The organism is Actinomadura rugatobispora, from assembly GCF_042656285.1.
GTDB lineage: Bacteria > Actinomycetota > Actinomycetes > Streptosporangiales > Streptosporangiaceae > Spirillospora > Spirillospora rugatobispora.
On sequence record NZ_JBHSON010000137.1, the window covers coordinates 1 to 23,913 of the forward strand.

The 23,913-nt window shown below is 71.8% G+C and carries 16 protein-coding genes; 10 read left to right on the plus strand and 6 right to left on the minus strand.

From position 1 onward, the window contains the following. Positions 1–97: 97 nt before the first annotated feature. The 3 genes from ACFPZN_RS51590 (at position 98) to ACFPZN_RS51600 (ending at position 10,011) form a co-directional block, all read left to right on the plus strand. Positions 98–7,042, plus strand: a complete 6,945-nt coding sequence (locus ACFPZN_RS51590) for an amino acid adenylation domain-containing protein (protein WP_378291875.1) — start codon at positions 98–100, stop codon at positions 7,040–7,042. 70 nt (positions 7,043–7,112) lie between these two features. Further along, a complete protein-coding gene (locus ACFPZN_RS51595; RefSeq protein WP_378291877.1) occupies positions 7,113–7,703 on the plus strand; it encodes a hypothetical protein in 591 nt (196 codons plus the stop codon). Positions 7,704–7,800: 97 nt separating this feature from the next. Next, the gene (locus ACFPZN_RS51600; RefSeq protein ID WP_378291879.1) at positions 7,801–10,011 is read left to right on the plus strand and encodes an ArnT family glycosyltransferase; all 2,211 of its coding nucleotides are present in this window, start codon (positions 7,801–7,803) and stop codon (positions 10,009–10,011) included. Positions 10,012–10,260: 249 nt separating this feature from the next. On the opposite strand, the gene ACFPZN_RS51605 is transcribed toward ACFPZN_RS51600, so the two are convergent. From ACFPZN_RS51605 to ACFPZN_RS51625, 5 genes are all read right to left on the minus strand, one after another. Continuing rightward, positions 10,261–11,112 carry a sulfotransferase domain-containing protein gene (locus tag ACFPZN_RS51605; protein ID WP_378291882.1) on the minus strand — a complete coding sequence of 284 codons (852 nt, stop codon included), beginning with the start codon at positions 11,110–11,112 and terminating at the stop codon, positions 10,261–10,263. A gap of 12 nt (positions 11,113–11,124) precedes the next feature. After that, a complete protein-coding gene (locus ACFPZN_RS51610) occupies positions 11,125–12,183 on the minus strand; it encodes a methyltransferase (RefSeq protein ID WP_378291884.1) in 1,059 nt (352 codons plus the stop codon). A 67-nt stretch (positions 12,184–12,250) separates the two neighbouring features. Beyond that, complete coding sequence (locus tag ACFPZN_RS51615) at positions 12,251–13,669, minus strand: sensor histidine kinase (protein WP_378291885.1); 1,419 nt, start codon at positions 13,667–13,669, stop codon at positions 12,251–12,253. A gap of 7 nt (positions 13,670–13,676) precedes the next feature. Then, the gene (locus ACFPZN_RS51620; protein WP_378291887.1) at positions 13,677–14,330 is read right to left on the minus strand and encodes a response regulator transcription factor; all 654 of its coding nucleotides are present in this window, start codon (positions 14,328–14,330) and stop codon (positions 13,677–13,679) included. Positions 14,331–14,516: 186 nt separating this feature from the next. Continuing rightward, positions 14,517–15,752 carry a cytochrome P450 gene (locus ACFPZN_RS51625; RefSeq protein WP_378291889.1) on the minus strand — a complete coding sequence of 412 codons (1,236 nt, stop codon included), beginning with the start codon at positions 15,750–15,752 and terminating at the stop codon, positions 14,517–14,519. 432 nt (positions 15,753–16,184) lie between these two features. Here ACFPZN_RS51625 and ACFPZN_RS51630 point away from each other — a divergent pair, with 432 nt between their 5' ends. The 6 genes from ACFPZN_RS51630 to ACFPZN_RS51655 all read left to right on the plus strand — a co-directional run bounded on the left by ACFPZN_RS51630 (position 16,185) and on the right by ACFPZN_RS51655 (position 22,018). After that, positions 16,185–16,832 (plus strand): hypothetical protein, encoded by a 648-nt coding sequence (locus ACFPZN_RS51630; RefSeq protein WP_378291892.1) that lies wholly within the window; start codon positions 16,185–16,187, stop codon positions 16,830–16,832. A gap of 366 nt (positions 16,833–17,198) precedes the next feature. Next, positions 17,199–18,344: a peptidoglycan-binding protein gene (locus ACFPZN_RS51635; protein ID WP_378291894.1), complete on the plus strand. Its 1,146-nt coding sequence runs from the start codon at positions 17,199–17,201 to the stop codon at positions 18,342–18,344. Continuing rightward, a complete protein-coding gene (locus ACFPZN_RS51640) occupies positions 18,341–19,165 on the plus strand; it encodes an ABC transporter ATP-binding protein (RefSeq protein ID WP_378291896.1) in 825 nt (274 codons plus the stop codon). The genes ACFPZN_RS51635 and ACFPZN_RS51640 overlap by 4 nt, the downstream gene beginning before the upstream one ends. After that, positions 19,162–20,358 (plus strand): ABC transporter permease, encoded by a 1,197-nt coding sequence (locus ACFPZN_RS51645; RefSeq protein WP_378291898.1) that lies wholly within the window; start codon positions 19,162–19,164, stop codon positions 20,356–20,358. Before ACFPZN_RS51640 ends, ACFPZN_RS51645 begins: the two co-directional genes overlap by 4 nt. Positions 20,359–20,367: 9 nt before the next feature. Continuing rightward, positions 20,368–21,156 carry an alpha/beta fold hydrolase gene (locus tag ACFPZN_RS51650; RefSeq protein ID WP_378291900.1) on the plus strand — a complete coding sequence of 263 codons (789 nt, stop codon included), beginning with the start codon at positions 20,368–20,370 and terminating at the stop codon, positions 21,154–21,156. A 70-nt stretch (positions 21,157–21,226) separates the two neighbouring features. Continuing rightward, positions 21,227–22,018 carry a hypothetical protein gene (locus tag ACFPZN_RS51655; protein ID WP_378291902.1) on the plus strand — a complete coding sequence of 264 codons (792 nt, stop codon included), beginning with the start codon at positions 21,227–21,229 and terminating at the stop codon, positions 22,016–22,018. 63 nt (positions 22,019–22,081) lie between these two features. On the opposite strand, the gene ACFPZN_RS51660 is transcribed toward ACFPZN_RS51655, so the two are convergent. Beyond that, on the minus strand, positions 22,082–22,477 hold the full coding sequence (locus ACFPZN_RS51660; RefSeq protein ID WP_378291904.1) for a hypothetical protein: 396 nt from the start codon (positions 22,475–22,477) through the stop codon (positions 22,082–22,084). A gap of 145 nt (positions 22,478–22,622) precedes the next feature. Here ACFPZN_RS51660 and ACFPZN_RS51665 point away from each other — a divergent pair, with 145 nt between their 5' ends. Further along, positions 22,623–23,795 (plus strand): ABC transporter substrate-binding protein, encoded by a 1,173-nt coding sequence (locus ACFPZN_RS51665; RefSeq protein ID WP_378291906.1) that lies wholly within the window; start codon positions 22,623–22,625, stop codon positions 23,793–23,795. Positions 23,796–23,913: the final 118 nt, after the last annotated feature.

Genomic DNA, 23,913 nt, shown 5'->3' on the forward strand with positions numbered 1-23,913 from the left:
CGGCGCCCCGACCGTCGCCGAACTGGCCCGAATCCTCGACAACGACCGGCCCGGCAACACCGGCGTCGCGCTCACCGCACGCCAACGCCCCCAGAACGTGCCACTGTCCTACGCCCAGCAGCGGATGTGGTTCCTCAACCGACTCGAAGAAGCCGGCGCGGGCGCCGCCTACAACGTCCCGCTCGCACTGCGCCTGTCGGGCGACCTGGACATCGCGGCCCTGGAGGCCGCCCTCGGAGACGTCGCCGACCGGCACGAGAGCCTGCGCACGCGGTTCCCCGACGAGGGCGGGGTGCCGCGCCAGGAGATCGTGCACGGCGCCGGCGGCCGTCCTGAACTGGTGATCAGCGAGGTCGCTCCCGACGGCCTGGACGAGGCCGCGGTCACCGAGATGGACCGCGGCTTCGACCTCGCCCGCGAACTGCCGTTCCGCGCCCGGCTCCTGGCCGCGCGCTCCGCACCGGCGGCGGAACCGGAGTACGTGCTGGTCGTGGTCGCGCACCACATCGCGGTGGACGGCTGGTCGATGGGCGTCCTGGCCCGCGACCTCGGTACCGCCTACGCGGCCCGCCGCGCCCACGGCGCACCGGGCTGGGAGCCGCTGCCCGTCCAGTACGCCGACTACGCGCTCTGGCAGCGCGAGGTCCTGGGCGACCTCGACGACCCGGACAGCGTGATCTCGGCGCAGCTCGGCTATTGGCGTGAGGCCCTCGTGGGCATTCCCGAGGAGCTCGCGCTCCCCGCGGATCGTTCCCGCCCGGCGGAGGCGTCCTTCCAGGGCGAGTCGGTGCCGCTGTGGGTGGGGGCCGACGTTCACGAACGCCTGCTGGAGGTGGCGCAACAGCACGGCGTCACGATGTTCATGGTGGCGCAGGCGGCGCTGGCGATGCTGCTGGCCCGGGTCGGCGCGGGCACCGACATCCCGGTGGGGACGGCCGTCGCCGGACGCGGGGACGCCGCGCTCGAGGGCCTTGCCGGCTTCTTCGTGAACACGCTGGTGCTGCGGACGGACGTGAGCGGCGACCCGTCGTTCAGCGAGGTGCTGGAGCGGGTGCGCGAGACCGACCTGGCGGCTTTCGCGCACCAGGACCTGCCGTTCGAGCGGCTGGTCGAGGACCTCAACCCCGCCCGCTCGCTGGCACGGCACCCGCTGTTCCAGGTGATGCTGACCCTCCACAACCTGCCCGAGGCCCAGGAACCCTGGGAACTGCCGGGCCTGGACGTCCGGCCGCTGGACACCGAGGACAAGCTGGCGGCGCGGTTCGACCTGTCGGTCATCCTGGCCGAGCAGCGTGACCGGCAGGGTGCCCCGGCCGGAATGGCGGGCGGCGTCCACTACGCCACCGACCTGTTCGACGAGCGGACCGCGGAGGTCCTGGCAGGCCGGCTGGTGCGGGTGCTGGGACAGGTCGCCGCCGATCCGGGACTGCGCCTGCGCGAGATCGAGGTGCTGGACGCGGACGAGCGGCGCCAGGTCGTCCGCGACTGGAACGCCACCGACCGGCCGCTGCCGGCCGCCTCGCTGCCGGAGCTGTTCCGGCGCCGCGTGGCCGAGACCCCGGACGCGGTCGCGGTCGTGTCCGGTGATGTGGAGCTGACCTACGCCGAGCTCGGCGGGCGGGCCAACCGGCTGGCGCACTCGCTGATCGATCGTGGAGTGCGTCCCGGGGATCTGGTCGGTGTGCTGATGGACCGGTCGGCCGACCTGATCATCGCGTTGCTCGCCGTCGTGAAGGCGGGTGCGGCGTACGTCCCGCTGGACGCCGGTCATCCGGCCGAGCGGCGCCGGGCGATCGCGGCCGAGGCGGGCGTCTCGGTGGTGCTGACCGCCGAGGATCTGGTCGAGGGGTCGCGGGCGGACGACCCGGACGTGCGGGTGTCGGCGCAGCAACTCGCCTATGTGATGTACACGTCGGGGTCGACCGGCGTGCCGAAGGGTGTGGCGGTCACGCACGGCAACGTGGTCGCGTTCTGCCTGGACGGCAGCTGGGCCGACGAGGTGGTCGAGCGGGTTCTCGTCCAGGCCAACCACGCCTTCGACGCCTCCACGTACGAGGTGTGGGTCCCGCTGCTGCGCGGCGGCCGGCTGGTCATCGTCCCCGCGGGCGGCGAGGTGGACATCGCCGAGCGCGGCCGGCTCATCGCCGAGCACAAGGTGACCAACGTGCACGCGACCGCCGGGCTGTTCCGGGTGCTGGCCGAGCAGTCACCGGAGATCTTCGCCGGGGTGCGGGAGGTGTCGACGGGCGGTGACGTGGTGTCGGCCAACGCCGTCCGGGCGCTGCTGGAAGAGCACCCGGGCATGGTCGTGCGGACGACGTACGGGCCGACCGAGAACACCGCGTTCACCACGCAGCTCGCGTTCACCGAGGCGGGCGCCGTCCCGGCCTCGGTGCCGATCGGTGTGCCGATGGACAACACCCGGGCGTACGTGCTGGACGGGTTCCTGCGCCCGGTGGCGCCGGGCGTGGTCGGCGAGCTCTACCTGGCGGGTGCCGGGCTGGCGCGTGGATACGCCGGCCGTCCCGGTCTGACGGCGGAGCGGTTCGTGGCGTGCCCGTTCACCGGTGGACGGATGTACCGCACGGGCGACCTGGCCCGCTGGACGTCCGCCGGCGTCCTGGAGTTCGCGGGCAGGGCCGACGAGCAGGTGAAGATCCGCGGGTTCCGGATCGAGCCCGCCGAAGTCGAGGCCGTCCTCGCCGCCCACGACGGCGTCCGCCAGGCGGCGGTGATCGCTCGCGAGGACCGGCCGGGCGTCAGGCGGCTCGTCGCCTACGTCGTTCCCGCCGATGGGGGCACCGGCGCGGGCGAGGCGGCGCTGCGGGCGCATGCCGCGGCGCGGCTGCCCGACTACATGGTCCCGGCCGCCGTGGTCTCGCTGGACGCGCTCCCGGTGACGGTCAACGGCAAGCTCGACCGTGCCGCGCTCCCCGCGCCCGCCCTCGCCGGGCCGGTGACGAGCCGTGGCCCGGCGACGCCGACCGAAGAGGTGCTGTGCGGGCTGTTCGCCGAGGTTCTCGGCCGGGAGACGGTGGGCGCGGAGGACTCGTTCTTCGAGCTGGGCGGTGACTCGCTGCTGGCGATGCGGCTGATCGCCCGCGTGCGGGCGGTGATGGACGCCGAGATCAGCGTCCGTGAGCTGTTCGGCGCCCCGACCGTCGCGGGCCTGGCCGAACTGGCCGACGGTGATCGTGGCGGCGCCCTCCGGACGGAACTGGCGGTGCGAGAGCGTCCGGAGGCCGTGCCGCTGTCGTACGCCCAGCAGCGCATGTGGTTCCTCAACCGGCTGGAGGAGGCCGGCGCGGGCGCCGCGTACAACATGCCGCTCGCGCTGCGCCTTTCAGGCGACCTGGACATCGGCGCCCTCGAAGCCGCGCTCGGCGACGTGGCGGACCGGCACGAGAGCCTCCGCACGGTCTTCCCGGGCGACGGCGGGACGCCCCGGCAGCAGGTCCTGGAAGGCGAGGCCGGACGGCCCCGGCTGACGGTGACCCGGGTCGACGAGCGCGACCTGGACGGGGTGCTCGGCGGCGAGATGGCGCGCGGGTTCGACGTGGAGCACGAGCTGCCGTGGCGGACCCGGCTGCTGGAGCTCTCGGAGGCGGACCACGTGCTGGTCGTGGTCGCGCACCACATCGCGGCGGACGGCTGGTCGATGGGCCTGCTGGCCCGCGACCTCGGGATCGCCTACGCGGCTCGAAGCGCGGGCGGCGCGCCCGGCTGGGAGCCGCTGCCCGTCCAGTACGCCGACTACTCGCTCTGGCAGCGCGAGGTCCTCGGCGAACTCGACGACCCGGACAGCCTGATCTCCGGACAGCTCGGCTACTGGCGCGAGACCCTCGCCGGCCTGCCGGAGGAGCTCGCGCTCCCCGCGGACCGTCCCCGCCCGGCGGAGGCGTCCTTCAAGGGCGGCTCGGTGCCGTTGCGCGTCGACCCCGACGTGCACGCCCGCCTCGTCGAGGTCGCCCGGCGGAACGGCGTCACCATGTTCATGCTGGCGCAGGCGGCGCTCGCGGTGCTGCTGGCGCGGACGGGCGCCGGAACCGACATGGCGTTCGGCACCGCCGTCGCGGGCCGGGGCGACGCGGCCCTGGAGGACCTGGCCGGGTTCTTCCTGAACACGCTGGTCCTGCGGACGGACGTGAGCGGCGACCCGTCGTTCGACGAACTCCTGGCGCGGGTGCGGGAGGCGGACCTGGCGGCGTACGCCAACCAGGACCTGCCGTTCGAGCGCCTGGTCGAGGACCTCAACCCGGTCCGGTCCCTGGCCCGGCACCCGCTGTTCCAGATCTGGATGACCTTCCAGAACATCCCGCAGGCCGACACCCCCTGGGAACTGCCCGGACTGCGCGTCCGGCCGCTGCAGCCGCCGGACGAGACGGAGACGGCCAGGTTCGACCTGGCGGTCACGTTCGCCGAGGTCCGCGACGAGCGCGGCGTCCCGGCCGGGATCGACGGCGGTGTCCAGTACGCCGTCGACCTGTTCGACGAGGGCACAGCGCGGCTGCTAGCCGATCGGCTGGTCCGCGTGTTCGAGCTGGTGGCCGCCCACCCGGACCGGAAGGTCAGCGGGCTGGACGTCCTGTTCGACGACGAGCGGGACCGCGTGCTCGAAGGCTGGAACGACACGTCCCGCCCGGTGCGCGGGGGAACGCTGCCCGAGCTGTTCGAGGCGCAGGCCGCGCGCGTTCCGGACGCGCTCGCGGTGACGTACGGCGAGGCGGAGCTGACCTACGCCGAGCTGGACGCCCGCGCGAACCGGCTGGCGCACACCCTGATCGATCGCGGAGCGGGCCCCGAGGGCCTGGTCGGCGTGCTCATGGATCGTTCGGAGGACCTGCCCGTCGTGGTTCTGGGCGTGGCCAAGGCCGGGTCCGCCTACCTGCCGATCGACCCGGAGTATCCGCCGGAGCGGATCGCCTTCATGCTGGGTGACGCCCGTCCGGCCGTGGTGGTCTGCACCAGCGCGACCGCGCACCTGGTGACCGACCGGGAACGCCTCGTCTGGGACGACCCGGCGACCGCGTCGGCACTGGCCGCGGCGCCCTCGGACGCCCCCCACCGGACGTCCCTCCGGCCCGAACACCCCGCGTACGTCATCTACACCTCCGGCTCCACCGGCCGCCCCAAGGGCGTGGCAGTCACGCACGGCGGTATCGGCGGCCTCGCGGACTGGCAGATCGACCGGTTCGGGCTGGGCGAGGGCTCACGGGTGCTGCAGTTCGCCGCGCTGGGCTTCGACGCGGCGTTCTGGGAACTCTGCATGGCCCTGCTGTCGGGCGGCGCGCTCGTCCTGGCCGACCCCGACGGCATGCAGGACAGCCTGGAAGCCGTGGTGACGGACGCCGGTGTCACCCACGTGACGCTGCCGCCCTCGATGCTCGCGACGGTGGAGGACCTGCCCGAATCCCTGAGCATCATCGTGGCCGGAGAGGCATGCCCGCCCGCCCTCGCGGCCACGTGGTCGGCCGGCCACCGGATGTTCAACGCCTACGGCCCCACCGAGTCCACGGTGTGCGCCACGATGAGCGCGCCCCTGACCCCCGGAGGCGGCATCTCCGTCGGCGGCCCCATCTGGAACACCCGGGTCTACGTCCTGGACGAGTTCCTGCGCCCCGTCCCGCCCGGCGTCACCGGCGAGCTCTACATCGCCGGCCCCGCCCTGGCCCGCGGCTACGTCGGCCGCCCCGCGCTCACGGCCGAACGCTTCGTCGCCTGCCCCTTCGCCCCCGGACGCATGTACCGCACCGGCGACCTCGTCAGCTGGACACCGGCCGGCGAACTCGTCTTCGCCGGCCGCGCCGACGACCAGATCAAGATCCGCGGCTTCCGCGTGGAGCCGGGCGAGATCGAGGCGGTCCTGTCGGCCCACGCCCAGGTCGCCCAGGCCGCGGTCATCGCCCGCGAGGACCGGCCGGGCGTCCAGCGCCTGGTCGCCTACGTCGTCCCCACCGAGGACGGGGTGCCCGCCGACATGCTGCGGGAGTTCGTGGCGATCAGGCTGCCGGACCACATGGTCCCGGCCGCGGTCGTGCTGCTGCCCGAACTGCCCGTCACGGTGAACGGCAAGCTCGATCGCGCGGCCCTCCCGGCGCCGGACTCCGCCGCGGCCGGCCGCCCCCCGGCCACCCCGGCCGAGGAGATCCTCTGCGACCTGTTCGCCGAGGTCCTCGGCCTGGACCGGGTCGGCGCGGAGGACTCCTTCTTCGAGCTGGGCGGCGACTCCCTCCTCGCGATCCGCCTGATCTCCCGGATCCGCGCGGTCCTGGACGTCGAGGTGAGCATCCGCACGCTGATCGGCACCCCGACCGTCGCCGAGATCGCCGCGTCGCTCCACGAGCACGACCGCACCGGCGACTTCGCGCCGGTGGTGGCCTTCCGTACCGAGGGCGACAAGCCCCCGATCTTCTGCGTCCACCCCGGCGGCGGCCTCGGCTGGAGCTACGCCGGACTGGCCGACCACTTCCCGGACCACCCGGTGTACGGCCTCCAGGCGAGTGGACTCGACGGCGAAGGAGACCTCCCCGACACCGTCGAGGAGATGGCCGACCACTACCTGTCCCGGATCCGCGCCATCCGGCCGACCGGCCCGTACCACCTCGTGGGCTGGTCCTTCGGCGGCGTGGTGGCCCAGGCGATCGCGGCCCGCATCCCGGACGAGGTCGCGATGCTGGCCGTCATCGACGGCTACCCCTACCGCGAGACGGAAGGGGCGGGCGTCGCTCCCCGAGCCCGCCTCCGGCCGGTCGCGGCCGAACCCGACGCGTCGCTCTCGGCCCTGCACAAGGTCGCGGAGAACAACACGCGCCTCCTCATGGAGCACGTGCCGGCCCCGTTCCCAGGCGACCTCCTCCTGTTCGTCGCCAAGTTCAACCGGCCCGACGACACACCCGCCACCGAGGCCCCGGAAGCCTGGAAGCCCTACATCGAGGGCACCGTCCGCAGTCACGACATCGCCTCCGACCACCACCGGATGCTGGAGGGCGAACCCCTCCAGGAAATCGCCCAGCTGATCTCCACCGCCCTCCGCGCCTTCTGAAACCGCCCCGAAACCCTTGCGGCGATAGAACTGTTCAGGAACAGACAAGTCGTCAGAGGGAGAAAAAGCAATGACCGGAAATACCGGAAGGTTCAGGGGTGTCGCAGTTCCGTTCGCCGTGGGGCTGAGCGCGTTCGCGCTGCTGACGAGCGCCTGCGGCTCGTCCGGAGACGACAAGCCCAAGTCCGTGGCGGTGGCGCCCGGCGGGAGCGCCGCGCCCTCGCAGAGCGGCAACGGCGGCGAGAAGATGCCGAGCGATAAGGAGATCTACGCCGGCCTCCTCAAATACTCCCAGTGCATGCGGTCGCACGGGGTCAGCAATTTCCCCGACCCGGTACCCGGCAAGGGCCTCCAGGTGAATGGCAATGCCGTCGGGGCCAACTCCGCGACCACCAAGGCCGCCGAAAAGGCGTGCCAGTCGCTGATGCCCGCCGGCGGAAGCGGCGACAACCCCGCGCAGGACCGGGCCAGGGCGCTGAAGCACTCGAAGTGCATGCGCGACCACGGCGTGACCAGGTTCCCGGACCCCAACCCCAACGGCGGGGCCGCCCTCGACGGCGACAAGATCGGCATGGCGCCGGACCACCCGGTCTACCAGGCGGCGGAGAAGGCCTGCCAGAAGTACGCCGGCGGCGACACCCACGGAAGCTCCGCCGGCTGACCGGCGTCGACGCATCGACGGCCCGGCCGGGCTCCCGTACCGACCCCCGTACCGGGCCCGCTTCTCCACCGGCCCGCTCCCCGTACGGAGGTTCTGCGTGTCCACGTCGCACGGTCCGTTACCGACGACGAAGGAAGATCGTTCCGACGCTCCCGCGCCCCCCGCCGGAGCCGCGCCGAGGCCGCGCCGCCGCTGGGAGGTGTGGCGCTCGCCGGACGGGCAGCCGCCCTGGGCCCGTCCGGCGCTGCTGGCCGTCGCGGCGGTCGCCGGCCTGCTGTTCTCCTGGAATCTGCACGATGCCGGGTACGCCCCGCTGTACTCCGTGGTCGCCAAGAGCATGTCGATGAGTTGGAAGGCGTTCCTCTTCGGCGCCGTCGACCCGGCCGCCACGTCCACGGTCGACAAGCTGGCCGGGTCCTTCGTGTTCCAGGCCCTGTCCGTCCGGATCTTCGGGTTCCACGAGTGGTCGCTCGCGCTGCCGCAGGCGATCGAGGGCGTCATCACGGTCCTGGTCATGTACCGGGTGGTACGCCGCTGGCAGGGCCCGGCGGCGGGGCTGCTCGCCGCCGGCCTGCTCGGGCTGACGCCGATCGTGACGTCGATGTTCGGCCATTCCATGGAGGACGGGGCGCTGACGATGTTCCTCGTGCTGGCCGCCGACTGCTACCAGCGGGCGGTCAACGAGGCGCGCCCGCGTTCCCTGGTGCTGGCCGGCGTCTGGATCGGCCTCGGGTTCCAGTGCAAGATGCTGCAGGCGTGGATGGTCGTCCCGGCGCTGGCCCTGGGGTACCTGCTGGTGGCCGACGTCGCCCTGCGCCGCCGGATCCGGCACCTGCTGATCGCGGGGGCCGCCCTGATCGTCGTGTCGGCGTCCTGGACCATGCTCTTCGTGCTGACGCCGGCCGCGGACCGTCCCTACGTCGACGGCACCACCAACGACAAAGCGCTGTCGATGGTGTTCGGCTACAACGGCCTGGACCGCCTCGGGATCATGGTGCCGGGGACGCTCCGCGGCGCCGGATCCCAGGACGGCGGCAACGGCCCGGCGACCCAGAGCAAGGGCACCGACCCGAACGCACCCGGTGCCCCGAGCGGCCAGGACGGTGGTACGAGCCAGGGCGGAGGGCCCGGCAACGAGGACACCGGCGGCCCGGGAACCCATGAAGGCGGGGGACCCGGCGGCAAGGACGATCGGGGCCCGGGCACCACGAGCGGAACGGCCGACAGCGGACCCGACACCGCACCCGGCACAGGACCGGACGGCGCCGCCCCCCGGGCCGGGACGTCGGAGAGCTCGGGAGGCTGGACCAAGCTCCTGAGGCCCGACATCGCCACGCAGACCGGCTGGCTGTATCCCGCGGCGCTCCTGTCGCTGGGCCTCGGCCTGGTGTGGCACCGCCGGGCCGGCCGCACCGACCGGACCCGTGGCGGGTACCTGATGTGGGGCACGTGGTTCGCGCTATCCGCGCTCGTCTTCTCCAAGATCGATGTGTCCCACAAGGCCTACCTCGCGACCCTGAGCGTCTCGATCGCGGCCCTGGCCGCGGCGGGAATCGTCGCGATCTGCCGCGCCCACCGCGCGGGCGGCAGGCGTGCCTGGGCCCTTCCGGTGCTGGTGGCCGCCGAACTGGCGTGGACGATCCACCTCTCCAGGGACTACCCGAGCTTCCTGCCGTGGCTGGTCCCGCTCGTCTCGGCGGTCGGCGGGGCGGCGCTGGTGGTCCTGGTGGTGGCCCTCGTCAAGCCCTGGGCGCGCCCCCGCATGGTCACGGCCGCGCTGGTCGCCGGAGTCGGCGCGGTCCTGCTCACGCCCACCGTCTGGGCCGCCTCCGTACTCGACTCCCGCTACGCGGGCGACTCCTTCGAAGCCGGCGCCGGACCGGGCAACCACCGCGAGCCGGGTTCGCACTACGAACTGACCGGCCACCAGCGCGCGCTGCTCCGCTACACCCGAGCCCACGCCAGGGGCGCCGACCACCTCTTCGCCACGACGTCCTTCGACACGGCCAGCACCTTCATCGCCGGTGCCGGCGCGAAGGTGCTGCCGATCGGCGGCTTCCGCGGCTCCGTACCCGCACCGACGCTGTCACGGATCAAGGAGCTGGTGGCCGACGGCGACCTGCGCTTCATCCTCGTCGGCGGCTCGGCCGACATCGGCTACTCCGGTACGCCCATCACCCCGACCGTCAACGACGTCATCCAGTGGACGCGCTCCGCCTGCACCCCGGTGCCCGAATCGTCCTATGCGGGCGCGGGCGCCGCCCAGCCCAACCCCCAGGAGCTCCTGTACGACTGCGGCAACTCCTGACGAACGAACGCCGAGGCCCCGCGGTGGGGCCTCGGCGTTCTCTTGTCTTCTCGAGCATGTCTCGAAGTGGCCTCAAGTACCGCGCGAGCGCGCTACCTGCCCGGTGAGGCGAAGCCGAAGGCGAGCCTCACCGGGCAGATCGCGAAGCGATGTCGCGCTCGCCAAGGCCCGGTTAGGTGCGAGCCGCCAGGCGAGTGCCGTGGGCCGGGACTAGAGACACAGCCGCCAGGCGAGCGCCGTAGGCCGGGACTAAATAGAGCACGGGCGGTGGAGCCAGGACAGGAGGTCGGGGGAGGCCATGGTCTCCACGCGTTCGCGGTAGTGGGCCAGTTCTTCGCCAGCCAGCAGGGCGCGGCCCGAGCCGGAGGTGCCCTTGCGGAAGAACGCGCGGTTGTCGGTCAGGGCCTTGGCCGCCTTGGGGACCAGCAGGTCGGCGCGGGCGCGCATGTGCTTGAACGTGGCCGCCTCCACGAGGGCGGGCCAGGTTCGGTCGGGGACGCTGATTCCCAGGCGGCCGGCCAGGCGGCGCATCTCGTGGTCGAGGTCGAGGGACAGGTCTTCGTAGTGGACGAGCACCACGTTGGGTTCGTCGCGGCGCTCCCAGGCGTCGGAGAGGTGCCAGACGAGGCGCTGGAGCGAGTCGGGCTGCCAGTCGTCGCGGTCGACCCAGGACAGCACCCATTCGCGCACGGGCGGGATCCGGGGGCGCTCGCCGGCCGGCAGCCCCTCGAAGTGGTGGTAGCGGGAGACCGCCACGTCGAGCGGGTGCCGGGCGACGACGATGTAGGTGACCTCGGGGGCCAGCGGCAGCCCGTCGAGCGGGGTGTGGGTCTTGATGAAGCGGCGGTGCTCCTGGGCGGCCAGCGAGGCGTACACCTCGTCGGCCGGGGTGACGAGCTGGTCCAGCCAGGGGGACAGCTCCGCGAGCGGGGCCGGCAGCTCGGGGGTCTGGAAGACCAGGAGCGCACAGATCATCTGGGTCCAGGTCGTGCCGCTCTTGTGCGCCGTGCTGACGACGATGTCGCCCGGGCGGAACGGGAAGCCGAGCCACCGGGTGCTGTCGTCCTCGGGGGTGCGGTAGACCATCGCGGGCTTGCGCATGGTTCCTCCCGCTCAGAAGTCCGGCAGGGCTTCGATCAGGCTGAGGGCGTACGGCAGCTCGATCACCCGGTTGGGGCGCAGTCCCGCCTTGCCGAGCAGGGCGAGGTACTCGTCCTCGCCGCGTTCGCGGGCGCCGTCGTAGAGCGCCAGCATCCGCATGTCCAGGTCCTTGCCCAGGTGGGGACGGTCGTCCTCGGGCAGGAGGATGTCCAGCAGCAGCGCCCGGCCGTGGTCGGGCATGACCTCGCGCATGTTGGTCAGGATGCGCAGGGCGCCGTCGTCGTCCCAGTTGTGGACGATGTTGGAGAGGATGTAGGCGTCCGCCGCGGGGACCGAGGTGAAGAAGTCGCCGGCGACCAGCTCGCAGCGGTCGGCGACGCCCTGGTCGGCGAGGAAGCCGGCGGCCCGGGCGACGACCGGTTCGAGTTCGAACAGGAGACCGCGCAGGTTCGGAGCGGCCCGCAGGATCGTCGCGAGCACGGTGCCCACGCCGCCGCCCAGGTCGGCGATGACGCCGATCCCGGAGAAGTCGTACTCGGCGACGACGGCCTCGGCGATGGAACGGGACCGGGTCGACATGTGGGCGTCGAAGTGGTGCCGGGCCTCGGGGTGCTGCTCCAGATAGCCGTACATCGTTCCGAAGCGGGTGGCGAACGGGGACCTGCCATCGCGGACCGCCTCGGCCAGGGAACCCATCGCCTCCAGGAAGTCCGGCGCCCCCTGCGGGATGACGACCGAACGCATCGAGCGCGGCACGTCGGTGCGCAGGGTCTCGCCCGCCGGGGTCAGGGCGTACCTGCCCAGGCCGTCCTCACCCGGGACGCTGCGTACGATGCCGAGACCCGCGGCGGTGCGCAGCAGACGGCTCAGGGCCAGGCGGTCGCCGCCGCAGCGTTCGGCGAGCGTGTCGACCGTCAGCGGGCCCGAACCTAACCGGTCCGCGAGTTCGAGGTCGACGAACGCGTACAGCGCGGAGAATCTCCACTGGCCGCGCAGCACTTCCCAGATCTGCGCGCGCGGGTCGTCGTCGTCGACGACGTTCTTGTCGCGCACGGTCGTGGTCTCGAGCACTTTCCGCCTCCTTCAGCGGGGGATGTCCTCCGGACGTCGCTCGACTCCGGACAAGAGCGGGAGCAGGTCAAGCGCGCGGCCGGGCGGGTCCCGCGCCGTTCGCGAGGGAGGGGGCGCGCCGGTGGGCGGGGGCGGGCGGGTCCGGGGCCTGGAAGCTCACGGTGATCTCCAGGCCCCCGCCGGGGCGCGGCTCCACGGTGATGCCGGCGTCGTGGGCGTCGGCGACGGCCCGCACGATCGGCATGCCCAGGCCGAGGCCGTCCTTGCGGGTGCGCTCGGCGCCGAGCCGCTCGAACGGGCGGAAGAGCCTGTCGACGGCGTCGGCGGGCACGACGGGGCCGGTGTTGACCACCGTCAGGACGGGGCGGCCGTCCCGGACCCCGGTGCCGACCCGGACGTGGCCGTCCGGGACGTTGTGGCGCAGCGCGTTGTCGACGAGGTTGACGATCAGGCGTTCGGCCAGCCGGGGGTCGCCCACCGCCGTCGCGGGCGAGAACCGCGTGCCGATCCGCAGGCCGCGCTGCTCGGCGTCTTCCTGCCGGATGATGACGACCTCCTCGGTCAGCCGCGCCAGGTCGAACGGCTCGCGGGCGCTGAGCCCGGCCTGCCCTCGGGCCAGGGTGAGCAGCGCCGCGATGAGCCGTTCCTGCTGCGCGCCCGCGGCGAGCACCCGCTCGTGGGCCTCCCGGAGCGTGTCGGCGGTGGCCCCGGGGTCGGACAGCGCGACCTGCGCGACGGTGCGCTGCCGGGCCAGCGGCGTGCGCAGCTCGTGCGAGGCGTTGGCGATGAACTGGCGCTGCGTCAGGAACGAGGACTCCAGCCGGGCGAGCAGCTCGTCGAAGGTGTCGCCGAGCTCCTTGAGCTCGTCGCGCGGGCCGTCGAGGGCGAGCCGTTCGTGCAGGTTGGTCGCCGAGATGTCGCGCGCCGCCGCGGTGATCGTCCGCAGCCGGTGCAGGATGCGTCCCGCCACGATCCAGCCCAGCCCGATCGAGATCACCGTCATGATCCCCAGGGCGATGCCGGACTGGATGATCAGCTGGTGCATCTGCTCCTCGTGCTGCCGTTTGGCGAGGAGCTCGGCCGTCCTGGCGTCGGCCATCGGCTGCTCGGCGGCCGGGTTCGGGTCGACGCCCTCGAGCTGCCCGCTCTGGCTCTGGCGGCCCTCCGGGACCGGCGGGTACCCCTGCGGCGGCTCGGGGGAGCCGACCATCGCGTTGACGCTGTTGTCCTTGCCCTTGTAGATGTAGCCGTCGGCCGTGGCGTGGTCCATCAGCACGTACGTGATCGCCAGCAGCGCGGTCCCGCAGACGAGGAACAGGGCGCCGTACAGCAGGGTGAGGCGGAGCCGGACGGTGCGGTTGGGCAGGCGGAGCCGCGACGTGCGCGCGGCGGCCCGTGCCGCGTGCCGAGCGGACGGCCGTCCCTGGGCGGCGGGCCGCTCCTGGGCGGGGGGTTCTTCCCGGGCGGCGGGCTGGTGCGAGCGCATGGCGGCCTCAGATCCGGTATCCGGACTTGGCGACGGTCTCGATGACCGGCGGGTCGCCCAGCTTGGCGCGCAGCCGGCTCATGGTGACCTTGACGGTCTTGGTGAACGGATCGGCGGCCTCGTCCCAGACCCGTTCCAGCAGCTCCTCGGAGGAGACGGTACGGCCCTTGGAGGCGATCAGCAGCTCCAGGACGCCGAACTCCTTGGGGGCCAGCTCGAGCGGCCGCGACCCGCGGTGGGCGCGGCGCCGGGCCGTGTCCACGACGATGTCGCCGTGCTCGAGCACCGGCGGGACCATCGGGTGGGCGCGGCGCGCGAGCGCGCCGATCCGCGCGACCAGCACCGGGAAGTCGAAGGGCTTGGGCAGGTAGTCGTCGGCGCCGATGCCCAGCCCGTCGACCATGTCCTCGGCGGTGGCGGCCGCGGTGAGCATGAGCACCCGGCTGCGGCACTGGGCGGCGATCAGCTCGCCGCAGATCTCGTCGCCGTGCAGGCCGGGCAGGTCGCGGTCGAGCACGACCACGTCGTAGTCGTTGAGCAGGGCGCGTTCGAGCCCGGCGGGGCCGTCGAGGGCGAGGTCGACGGCCATCCGGGCCCGGCGCAGGCCGGTGGCGACCGCCCGGCCCATCTCCTCGTCGTCTTCGATCACAAGAACACGCACTGCCGCTCCTCCCGATGGGGATCGAGGGCCCCCGTCTGAACAATTCGCGCAGTTGGACGGAAAGCCCCACGGCGCCGCGGGCCCACAGCCACAGGCGCCCGCGTGCCCACGGCGCCCCGCGCTGTCCCGCCTCTCCCATGATGCCCGGCGATGGGTTTCAGCGCGGTTTCGGTCAGACCCCGCAGGTTATTCCTGCCAGTCGGCTCCCCTGGCCGGGGCGGCCTTCAAGGTCACCGGCAGGCTGCTCATTCCGGACAGGAAGTTGGAATAGATGTGACGGCCGGGCCCGGTTTGTTCGATGTCGTCCACAAAGGTGCGCAGACCGTCCAGCATCGCGTTGATCTCGACGCGGCCGAGATGGGCGCCCAGGCAGAAATGGCGGCCGTAGCCGAGGGACAGATGCTTGTTGGGGGAGCGGGACAGGTCGAACCGGTCGGGTTCGGAAAAGGCTCTTTCATCCCGGTTGGCGGAGGTGAACCACAGGGTGACGAGGTCTCCGGAGGCGATCGTGCGCTCGCCCACGGGGACGTCGACGAGGGCCGAACGCCCGAAATGCATGGTCGGCGTGGTCCAGCGGAGCACCTCCTCCCCCGCGCTCTCCACGGTCACCTCGCGGTTCTTCAGGGCCCGCCACTGGTCGGGGTTCTCGACCAGGGCCCGCACGGCGCCGATCATCGACAGCCGGCTGGTCTCGTCCCCGCCCATGATCAGGCTGTAGCAGTTGAGGACGATGTCGTCGTCGCCGAGCCGCCGGCCCCCCACCTCGGCGGTCGCCATGAGGCTGATCGGGTCGGTGCCGGGGCGGCGGCGGCGCTGCCGGAGCAGGTCGGTGAAGTACAGCAGGATCTCGCCGCGCGCCATCCGGTCGACGTCGGATCCGGGCGACTCGTAGTCCGAGGCCAGCGCGGACTTGGTGAGGCGGAGCACCTCCCGCCGGTCGGAGACGGGGACGGCGAGCAGGTCGCAGATCGTCTCCAGCGGGATGACGGACGCGATGTCCTTGGCGAAGTCGCATTCGCCGCGCTCGGCGGCCTCGGTCAGCAGCGTCCTGACCAGCCCGCGGACCCGCAGCGTCACGTCCTTCAGGGCGCGGGGCGCGAAGGCCTGCAGGAGAAGGCTGCGCAGGTCGGTGTGGTGCCGGCCGTCGGTGACCGCGAGCATCCGGCCGGCCCCGGTGTCGCCGCCCTGCAGCATCGTGGCCAGCACGTTCCCGCGCTCGGAGGTGAAGCGCTCGTCGTCGCGGAGGATCCGCGCGACGTCGTCGTGGCGGCTGATCACCCAGAAGCCCGGCCGCCCGGCGGCCGCCGGATGCCGGTACACCGGCTCCTCGGCCCGGAGCCGCCGCCAGACCTCGATCATGTCGTGGTCCAGATGGCTCTTCGGGTCCACCAGGTCCGGGACCGCGATCTGCTGGGCAGTCATGCGAGAACCAACTCCTTCGGCTGCGGGCGGGACGCGCGAATCGACGCGCGGAGACAATGTGCGAACGGCATGGGCGCGGAGTGCCATTCGCCGCGGTCACTTACTGCGGCTGATCAGCGCAAACCGGCGGGGTCCATCCGATTTTTCACCGTACCGGACCGGTTTCGCGTTCTCAAGGGAGTGCCCGCGCCGCCGCGAATGGCGAATTTGGACAGTCGCGGAAAGAGGCGCGTTCATGCATGGTGGGCTGGGCGGAAAAAGAAGTTTCGGTCACGCGGCGCCGCTTCGCGGGGTCGCCGGATAGCACACATCACGGTGTCAAAGCCACCCGCCGACGGGTTCCGCTCTGATACCTCGCCGAAACCCCCTGGCCCGTAGAACGGGCCCCATCGAGGTTCAGCCTTGGCCGAGGGCATGGAAAAGGAGCTGCACATGGACGCGAGCACAGAACACGACGGCGGCCGGGAGGCCCGGCCGCGCGCACGTCGGCGCCGTGCCTGGCCGGTGACCGGCTCGCTGGTCACCGGGGCGGCGGCCCTCGCCCTGCTGGTGGGCGGTTGCGGGGGAGACCCGGAGGGCGAGGGCAAGGAAGTGGCGAACGTCGGCCCCAGCGGCGGATCGTCCGCGCCGGCCAACCAGGGCGCGGGCCCCGGGGTGTCCAAGGACGAGGTCAAGAAGATGGCGCTGGCCTACTCCCAGTGCATGCGCAAGAACGGCATCACCGAGTTCCCCGACCCCGACTCCAACGGCGGGCTCTCGATCGACGCGCAGAAGGTCCAGCAGTTCTCGCCGCAGTTCAAGAAGGCCGACGCGGCGTGCAAGTCGCTGCTGCCCGCGCCCCCGGCCGGCGGCGTCCCCGAGAACCGTGCCGCGGGCCTCAAGTACGCCAAGTGCATGCGGGAGAACGGTGTCCCGAAGTTCCCGGACCCCAAGCCCGGCGGCGGCATCGGCATCGATGGCGACAAGCTCGGCGTCGACCCGGCCGGACCGGTGTTCAAGAACGCCGAGAAGAAGTGCCAGCAGCACCTCGCCGGCGGCGGAAAGGGCGACACGCAGGGCAGCGGCCCCGGCGGCCCCTGATGGTGGACGACGGCCCCTCTCCGAGATTCGCCGGGCACCCCGGCCCGAAGGTTCGTGGAACGAATCGACCCCGGGCCCGGTGAGCGAACCGCGCCGTGTGCCGCGCGACGAACCGCGATCTTGAACCCTTTCCAGCCTGGCAGGCGGCGGACCGGCACCGCCAGGCTGGGGAGGGTTCGCTCCGTGCCGCCGTGGCGGCGTTTCCTCATGTCCGATACCTGCGCGGGCAGTTCGCGGCGAAGCCGAGCGGAACGAAACTGTTCCGAAACCGCCGGTCCCGTAAAACCTACTTAGAGCGCCTCAGTGCGACTTCGAGCACGACCCGGCATGCGGATGAGGAGTTGCCATGGAAAGCGGTGGTGAGTCGTGAACGCACTTCCCACATCATTGCAGAATGACGCCGACAAACCGGTCGAACCGTCGGCCGCGCAGCGCCGCCGGCGCCGCCGGGTCGTGCTGCCCGCCGTGGTGGTCGTCGTGGCCGGGCTGGGCATCGCCTACGTGATCACCGGTCCGCTCGACGACGGCAAGGCCGGGGACACCGGCAGCGTGGCCCCCACCGGCACGGCGACGATCACGAAGGGCCGGCTGTCCGCCCGTACCTCGGTGAACGGCACGCTGTCCTTCGCCGGCTCCTACCAGGCGATCAACCAGGGGTCCGGGACGTACACCAAGCTGCCGAAGACCGGCAGGGTGTACCGGCAGGGCGAGGTGCTGTACCGGGTCGACGGCAAGCCGGTGATCTTCCTCGAGGGCGCGTCCTCCCCGTTCTACCGGGACCTGAAGCGCGGCCTGTCGGGCACCGACGTGCGCCAGCTCAACGCGGCGCTGGTCGCGCTGGGCCACACCGCGGGCGGCTATCTCGACCCGCGCTCCAAGTACTTCGGCTGGGCCACCGAGGACGCGCTGCAGGATCTTCAGGACGACCTCGGCCTCGACGACACCGGGACGCTGACCAGGAGGCAGGCGGTGTTCCTGCCCAAGGACAAGGTCAGGATCACCTCGGTGCCCGTGACCTCCGGCACCGCCGCCAAGGCGGGCGAGGTCGTGGTCAAGGCCGGCTCGACCGAGCGCACGGTGACCGTCGCGGTGGACGCGGCCATGCAGTCGCAGGTCAAGGAAGGCGACAACGTGACGATCACGCTGCCGAACATGAAGAGCACCCCCGGCGTGGTCACGTCGGTGGGCACGGTCGCCAAGAAGACCTCGACCGGCGGCGCCACCATCACCGTGCGCATCAGGCCGACGGACGAGAAGGCCACCGGCACGCTCGACCAGGCCCCGGTGGGGGTGTCGATCGTCACCGAGAGCGTCGAGGACGTCCTGGCGGTCCCGGTGAACGCCCTGCTCGCCCTGCTCAACGGCGGCTACGGCGTCGAACTGGTCGAGGCGAACGGCGCGCGCCGCATCGTCCCGGTGACGCTGGGCCTGTTCGACAACACCAGCGGCACGGTCCAGGTCAGCGGCAAGGACCTGGCCGCCGGCCGGCGCGTCGTGGTGCCTGCGTCATGATCGGCGGGAAGGCCGCGGCGCCGACGATGCCGGACCCGGCCGGCGTGACCGGCGGCGGCGACGACCGGGCGGTCCTGCAACTGGACTCGGTGAGCAAGCTGTATCCGGCGGCGGAGCCCGTGGTGGCCCTGGCCGGGGTGAGCTTCACCATCCAGCGCGGCGAACTCATCGCGATCGTGGGCCCCTCGGGTTCGGGCAAGTCGACCCTGCTGCACGTGATGGGCACGCTCGACCGCCCCACCTCCGGCGTCGTGCGCATCACCGGCATGGACGTCGCGCGGATGAGCGACCGCGACCTGGCCTCGCTGCGGGCGACCACGATCGGCTTCGTGTTCCAGCAGTTCTTCCTGGCGCAGCATTCCACGGCGCTGGAGAACGTGGCGGACGGCCTCCTCTACGCGGGCGTGAACCGCGCGGCGCGCCGCGCGGCGGCCGCCGAGGCGCTCCACCGCGTGGGGCTGTCGCACCGGGCCGACTTCCTGCCGTCCAAGCTGTCCGGTGGCGAACGGCAGCGGGTGGCGATCGCCCGCGCCCTGGTCGGACGGCCCGCCCTGGTCCTGGCCGACGAGCCCACCGGCAACCTCGACAGCAAGACCGCCGAGTCCATCTACGGGCTGCTGACCGACCTCAACGCCGAGGGCGCCACCATCGTCGTGATCACGCACGACCGCGACCTGGCCGCCCGGCTGCCCCGCCGCATCGAGGTCCTGGACGGCCGCATCGTCAACGACGTCCGCCACCCCGCGGCACCTGACAACGAGGCCCGAGCGGACGCGCCCACGGCGCTCCGGGCCGACCGCACCGAAAGGCCGCACCCGTGACCGTCATCGCTCCGCGCCGGATGCAGCCGGCCGACCTGGCCCGGGTCGCCAGCGTCGGGTTGCGCACCCGGCGGATGCGCGCGGCTTTGTCGGCCCTCGGCATCGCCATCGGCGTGGCGTCCATCGTCGCCGTGCTCGGCCTGTCCGCCTCGTCCCAGGCGGGGCTGCTGGCCGAGATCGACCGGCTGGGCACCAACATGCTGACCGTCAGCACCGGCAAGGACCTGTCGGGCAAGGAGGTCCCGCTGCCCAAGACCGCACCCGGCATGATCGCCCGGATCGGGCCGGTGGAGCAGGTGCAGAGCACCGGGGCGACGAAGGCCAAGGTCTACCGTTCGCCGCTGGTGCCCGCCGTCAACACCAACGCGCTCACCGTACGGGCGGCGACCCTGCAACTGCCCGAGGCCGTACGCACGACCGTGCTGCGCGGCCGCTACCTGAACGCCGCCACCGCGACGCAGCCGGTGGCCGTGCTCGGATCCAGCGCGGCGCAGCGGCTCGGCATCGACCGTGTCCGCGCCGGGCAGCGGATCTGGCTCGGCGACCAGTGGTTCTATGTCGCGGGCATCCTCGGACCGGCCAAGCTGGCACCCGAGATCGACTCCTCCGTGCTGGTCGGCTTCAAGGCGGCCGAGCAGTACCTCGGCTTCGACGGTCATCCGACCACCATCTACGCACGGTCGCAGACCGACCAGGTGGACAACGTGCACGCCGTCCTGGCGGCGACCGCCAACCCGCAGTTCCCCGGCCAGGTCACGGTCAGCAACCCCTCGGAGGCGCTCGTCGCCCGGGCCGCCGCCGAGTCGGCCCTCAACGGCCTGTTCCTGGGGCTCGGCGCGGTCGCCCTGCTGGTCGGCGGAGTCGGCGTCGCCAACACGATGATCATCTCGGTCCTGGAACGCCGCTCCGAGATCGGCCTGCGCCGCGCGCTCGGCGCCACCCGAGGACATATCCGCACCCAGTTCCTGAGCGAGTCCATCCTCCTGGCCGGCCTCGGCGGCGCGGTCGGCGTCGCCTGCGGGGTGCTGGCCACGGTCGTCTACGCCTCCGCCAAGGACTGGGCCGTGGTGATCCCGCCCACGGCCTGGGGCGGCGGAGTGGCGGCGGCCGTGGCGATCGGCGGCGTCGCCGGCCTCCTGCCCGCCCTGCGCGCGGCCCGGATGCAGCCCACCGAAGCCCTGCGAACGGTCTGAGGGAGCACCATGCCCATCGTCAACGGCATCAACTACGAAGAGTACGGCGCCGGCGACCCCGTCGTGCTCCTCGCCGGCACCGGAGCCCCGGGCCGGGTCTGGCGCACCCACCAGGTCCCCGCCCTGATCAAGGCCGGCTTCCGCGCGATCACCGTGGACAACCGCGGCATCCCGCCGTCCGAGATCTCCGCGGAGGGCTTCACCCTGGCCGACATGGTCGCCGACACCATCGGCCTGATCGAGCACCTCCGCCCGTCCCCCTGCCGCCTGGTCGGCTTCTCCATGGGCGCGATCATCGCCCAGGAACTCCTGACCACCCGTTCCGACCTGGTGAGCCAGGCGGTCCTGATGGCCACCCGAGGCCGGACCGACGCCCTCAGCGCCGCCGCCTCCCACGCCGAACTGGAACTCCTGGACAGCGGCGTCAAGCTGCCCCCTCGCTACGAGGCGGTCGTCAACGTGGTCCGCGGCTTCTCCCGCCGCACCCTGAACGACGAGCGCCTCGTCCGCGACTGGCTGGACATCTTCGAGATGTCCCCGATCAGCACCATGCTCAGCCGTTCACAGCTCTCGATCGACACCATCCCCAACCGCCTGGAGCGCTACCGGACGATCGAGTCCGCCTGCCTGGTCATGGGCTTCACCGACGACCTCATGGCCCCGCCCCACCTGGCCCGCGAGGTGGCCGACCACATCCCGGGCGGCACGTACCGGGAGATCGCACACTGCGGCCACTACGGCCAGCTGGAGCAACCCGAAGCCGTGAACGCGGCCATCCTCGACTTCTTCCGTCCCTGACCAGGAAGGACTTCTTCCGGATGGCGATGGCTTCACCGCGCCGACGCTGCCGTGGTGGCATCATTCCGGCATGGGCAGAGCCGACAGCGACGAGGCGTACGTCATCGGTCTGTGCAGCGAGGTCCTGGGTGAGCAGGCCGTGACCCAGCACCGGTTCGATTGGCTGCTGGGCGACCCGACCGCTGACGGTCGAAGGGCCAGGCTCCCTGTCGATGGCTACTGGCCGGGCCGCGGGCTCGTGGTCGAGTACCGGGAGCTTCAGCATGACCGGCCCGTACCGCACTTCGACAAGCCCGACAGGTTGACCATCAGCGGAGTGCACCGTGGCCGGCAGCGGGCGATCTACGATTCCCGGCGCGACACCGGGATCCCGGCGCACGGCCTTCGGCTGGTGGTGATCCGCCCGTCGGATCTGGACGCCGACAGCCGGGGCCGACTGCGCCGCGCCCGGGCATCCGACCTGGCGACGGTACGCGCACTCCTCGCCTACGACAGCGACGAGGACCGGGTCGTCCACGTCTTTCGCACGTGGCTGGTCGCTCAGGGCTGGAGACCGGTGACGCCGACCGACCGGTGGACCGATCTGGAGGCCACCCGCGGCCAGGAGCGGCTGGTCTGCGAAGCCAAGGGGCGTACCGGCGAAAGAGGCATCGACACCGACATCGCCTACGGGCAGTTGCTGCGTCGCATGACCGATGAATCAGTATCCGTGAGTTACGTGCTCATCTTCCCATCGTCTTCACTGCAGGCGGCCAGGCGCGTCCCAGCCCACGTACGGCGCATGCTGCGGATCGAGCTGTACGAGGTGACCGATGACGATCGAGTGTGCCACCACCCCGCTCAAGCCACATTGCGGCGCTAGGTCACCAGGTCAGACGACCCGTTCCACGCGCACGCGGGGAACGCGGACACCGCGGTAACGCGATCAGATCGGGCAGAGCCCGTCGCTGATCCAGGCCTGCAACCAGATCGAGCTGGCATCGTGCCGGCGCCGCAGGTGATGAAGAGGCTGACGGAACTGCGGCAGCCGAACTTCGGCGGGGAGCCAGCGCGAATTCGACGTCGCCGGGTACGGGCGGAAGGCCGGCGGCATCACCAACGCGAGGGCCGACGGCAAGGTCAATGCCTGGCTCGGGGTGAAGCTTCTGACCACGGTGATCCCGGCGGCGGGCGGCCCGGGCAAGGCGTGGCTGGACGAGGAGAAGGCGTTCGACACCGGCGGCGTGACGGCCCCGAACAACTTCACCGCGCCGGTGGACGTCGCGCCAAGAACGCCTCTGCGTTCAAGAGCGAGATCCAGAACGGGCAGGCTCGTGGTCACCGGCACGAAGCCGTTCGGCCGCCGGACGTGTGGTACGGGCCGGCGCTGGAGGGATTGCGGAGTGAGTGATTACTGACTACGCTTCGGCTCAGGTCGGGTGTGGTGCCGGTCACAACATCGGGGCCACTCGCACTGTGGGAGTGACATGCGCATTCGTCATCGGTCCATGGCCACGCTCGCCGCGGTTTCGCTGGGCGCGACGGGGTGCGGCCCGGCCGGGGGGAGCGCGGCGGACGGCGACGGCCCGATCAAGCTGGGCATCATGGCGGGGCTGCAGACCAACTCCTACTCCCATCCCTGGGTGCCGCAGGGGGCCAAGATCGCGGCGGCGGCGGTCAACGACGCGGGCGGGATCGGCGGCCGCAAGGTGGAGATCGTCGTCTGCGACGACAAGGGCACCCCGCAGGGCGCCGCGCTGTGCGCGCAGAAGCTGCTGAGGCAGGACAAGGTCCTGATGATGGTCGGCAACGACGGCAACATGGAGGCGGGCCTCGTCCCGACGCTCAAGGCGACCAAGAGCATCTCGTGGGCCAGCCTGGGGTCGAGCCTGGATTCGCTGAAGAACGACCGGGTCTACGTGCTGCAGCCGGTGCTGGTGCAGTACTGGATCCTGCCGCAGATGCTCCCGCCGGCCACCAAGAAGGTCGCCTACGTCTCCTCGGACAGCGTCATCGCCCGGGAGAGCCAGAAGCGGGCGACCACCTACTACCCCAAGTCGATCTCGATCAGCTCGGTGACGCTGCCGGCGACCACCGCCGACTTCCAGCCCGCCTGCCTGAAGATCAAAGAGTCCGGCGCGGACACCGCCGTGCTCGCGATCAGCGCGGGCCAGAGCCCCATGCTGATCCAGACCTGCCACCAGATCGGGCTGACCGGGCTGCGCTGGGCGATCCCCAGCATCGAGGTGTCGCCGCAGCTGACGAAGACGCTGATGCAGTTGCGGCAGCCGAACCTCGGCGTCCTGGCCTACGGCGGGACCGTACGCAAGGACTTCGAGGCCGACGTCGCCAAGTACGGGCCGAAGGTGGGCGGCCTCACCAACCCCATCGCCGACGGCGTGATCAACGCCTGGCTCGGAGTGAAGCTGCTCACGAAGGTCGTCCCGGCGGCGGGCGGGCCGGACGCGGAGAAGATCAAGGCATGGCTGGACAAGCAGAAGGCCTTCGACACCATGGGCGCGACGGCTCCGATCGACTTCACCGCGACGCCGGTGCCCGCCATGCCGCGGATCAAGAACACCTCGGCGACCAGGGGCGAGTACCAGAACGGCAAGCCCGTGGTCACCGAGCCCAAGCCCTACACCATCAAGACCCCCTAGCCCCAATGCCGGGTAGTTAGGCCTGTGGGCTGGTTGTCCAGGGGTTTGGTGGATCTTGGAGACGTGGGAACGGAGATCCAGTAGAACGGGTGATCTTCTACCATCGTCCGTCTGACCT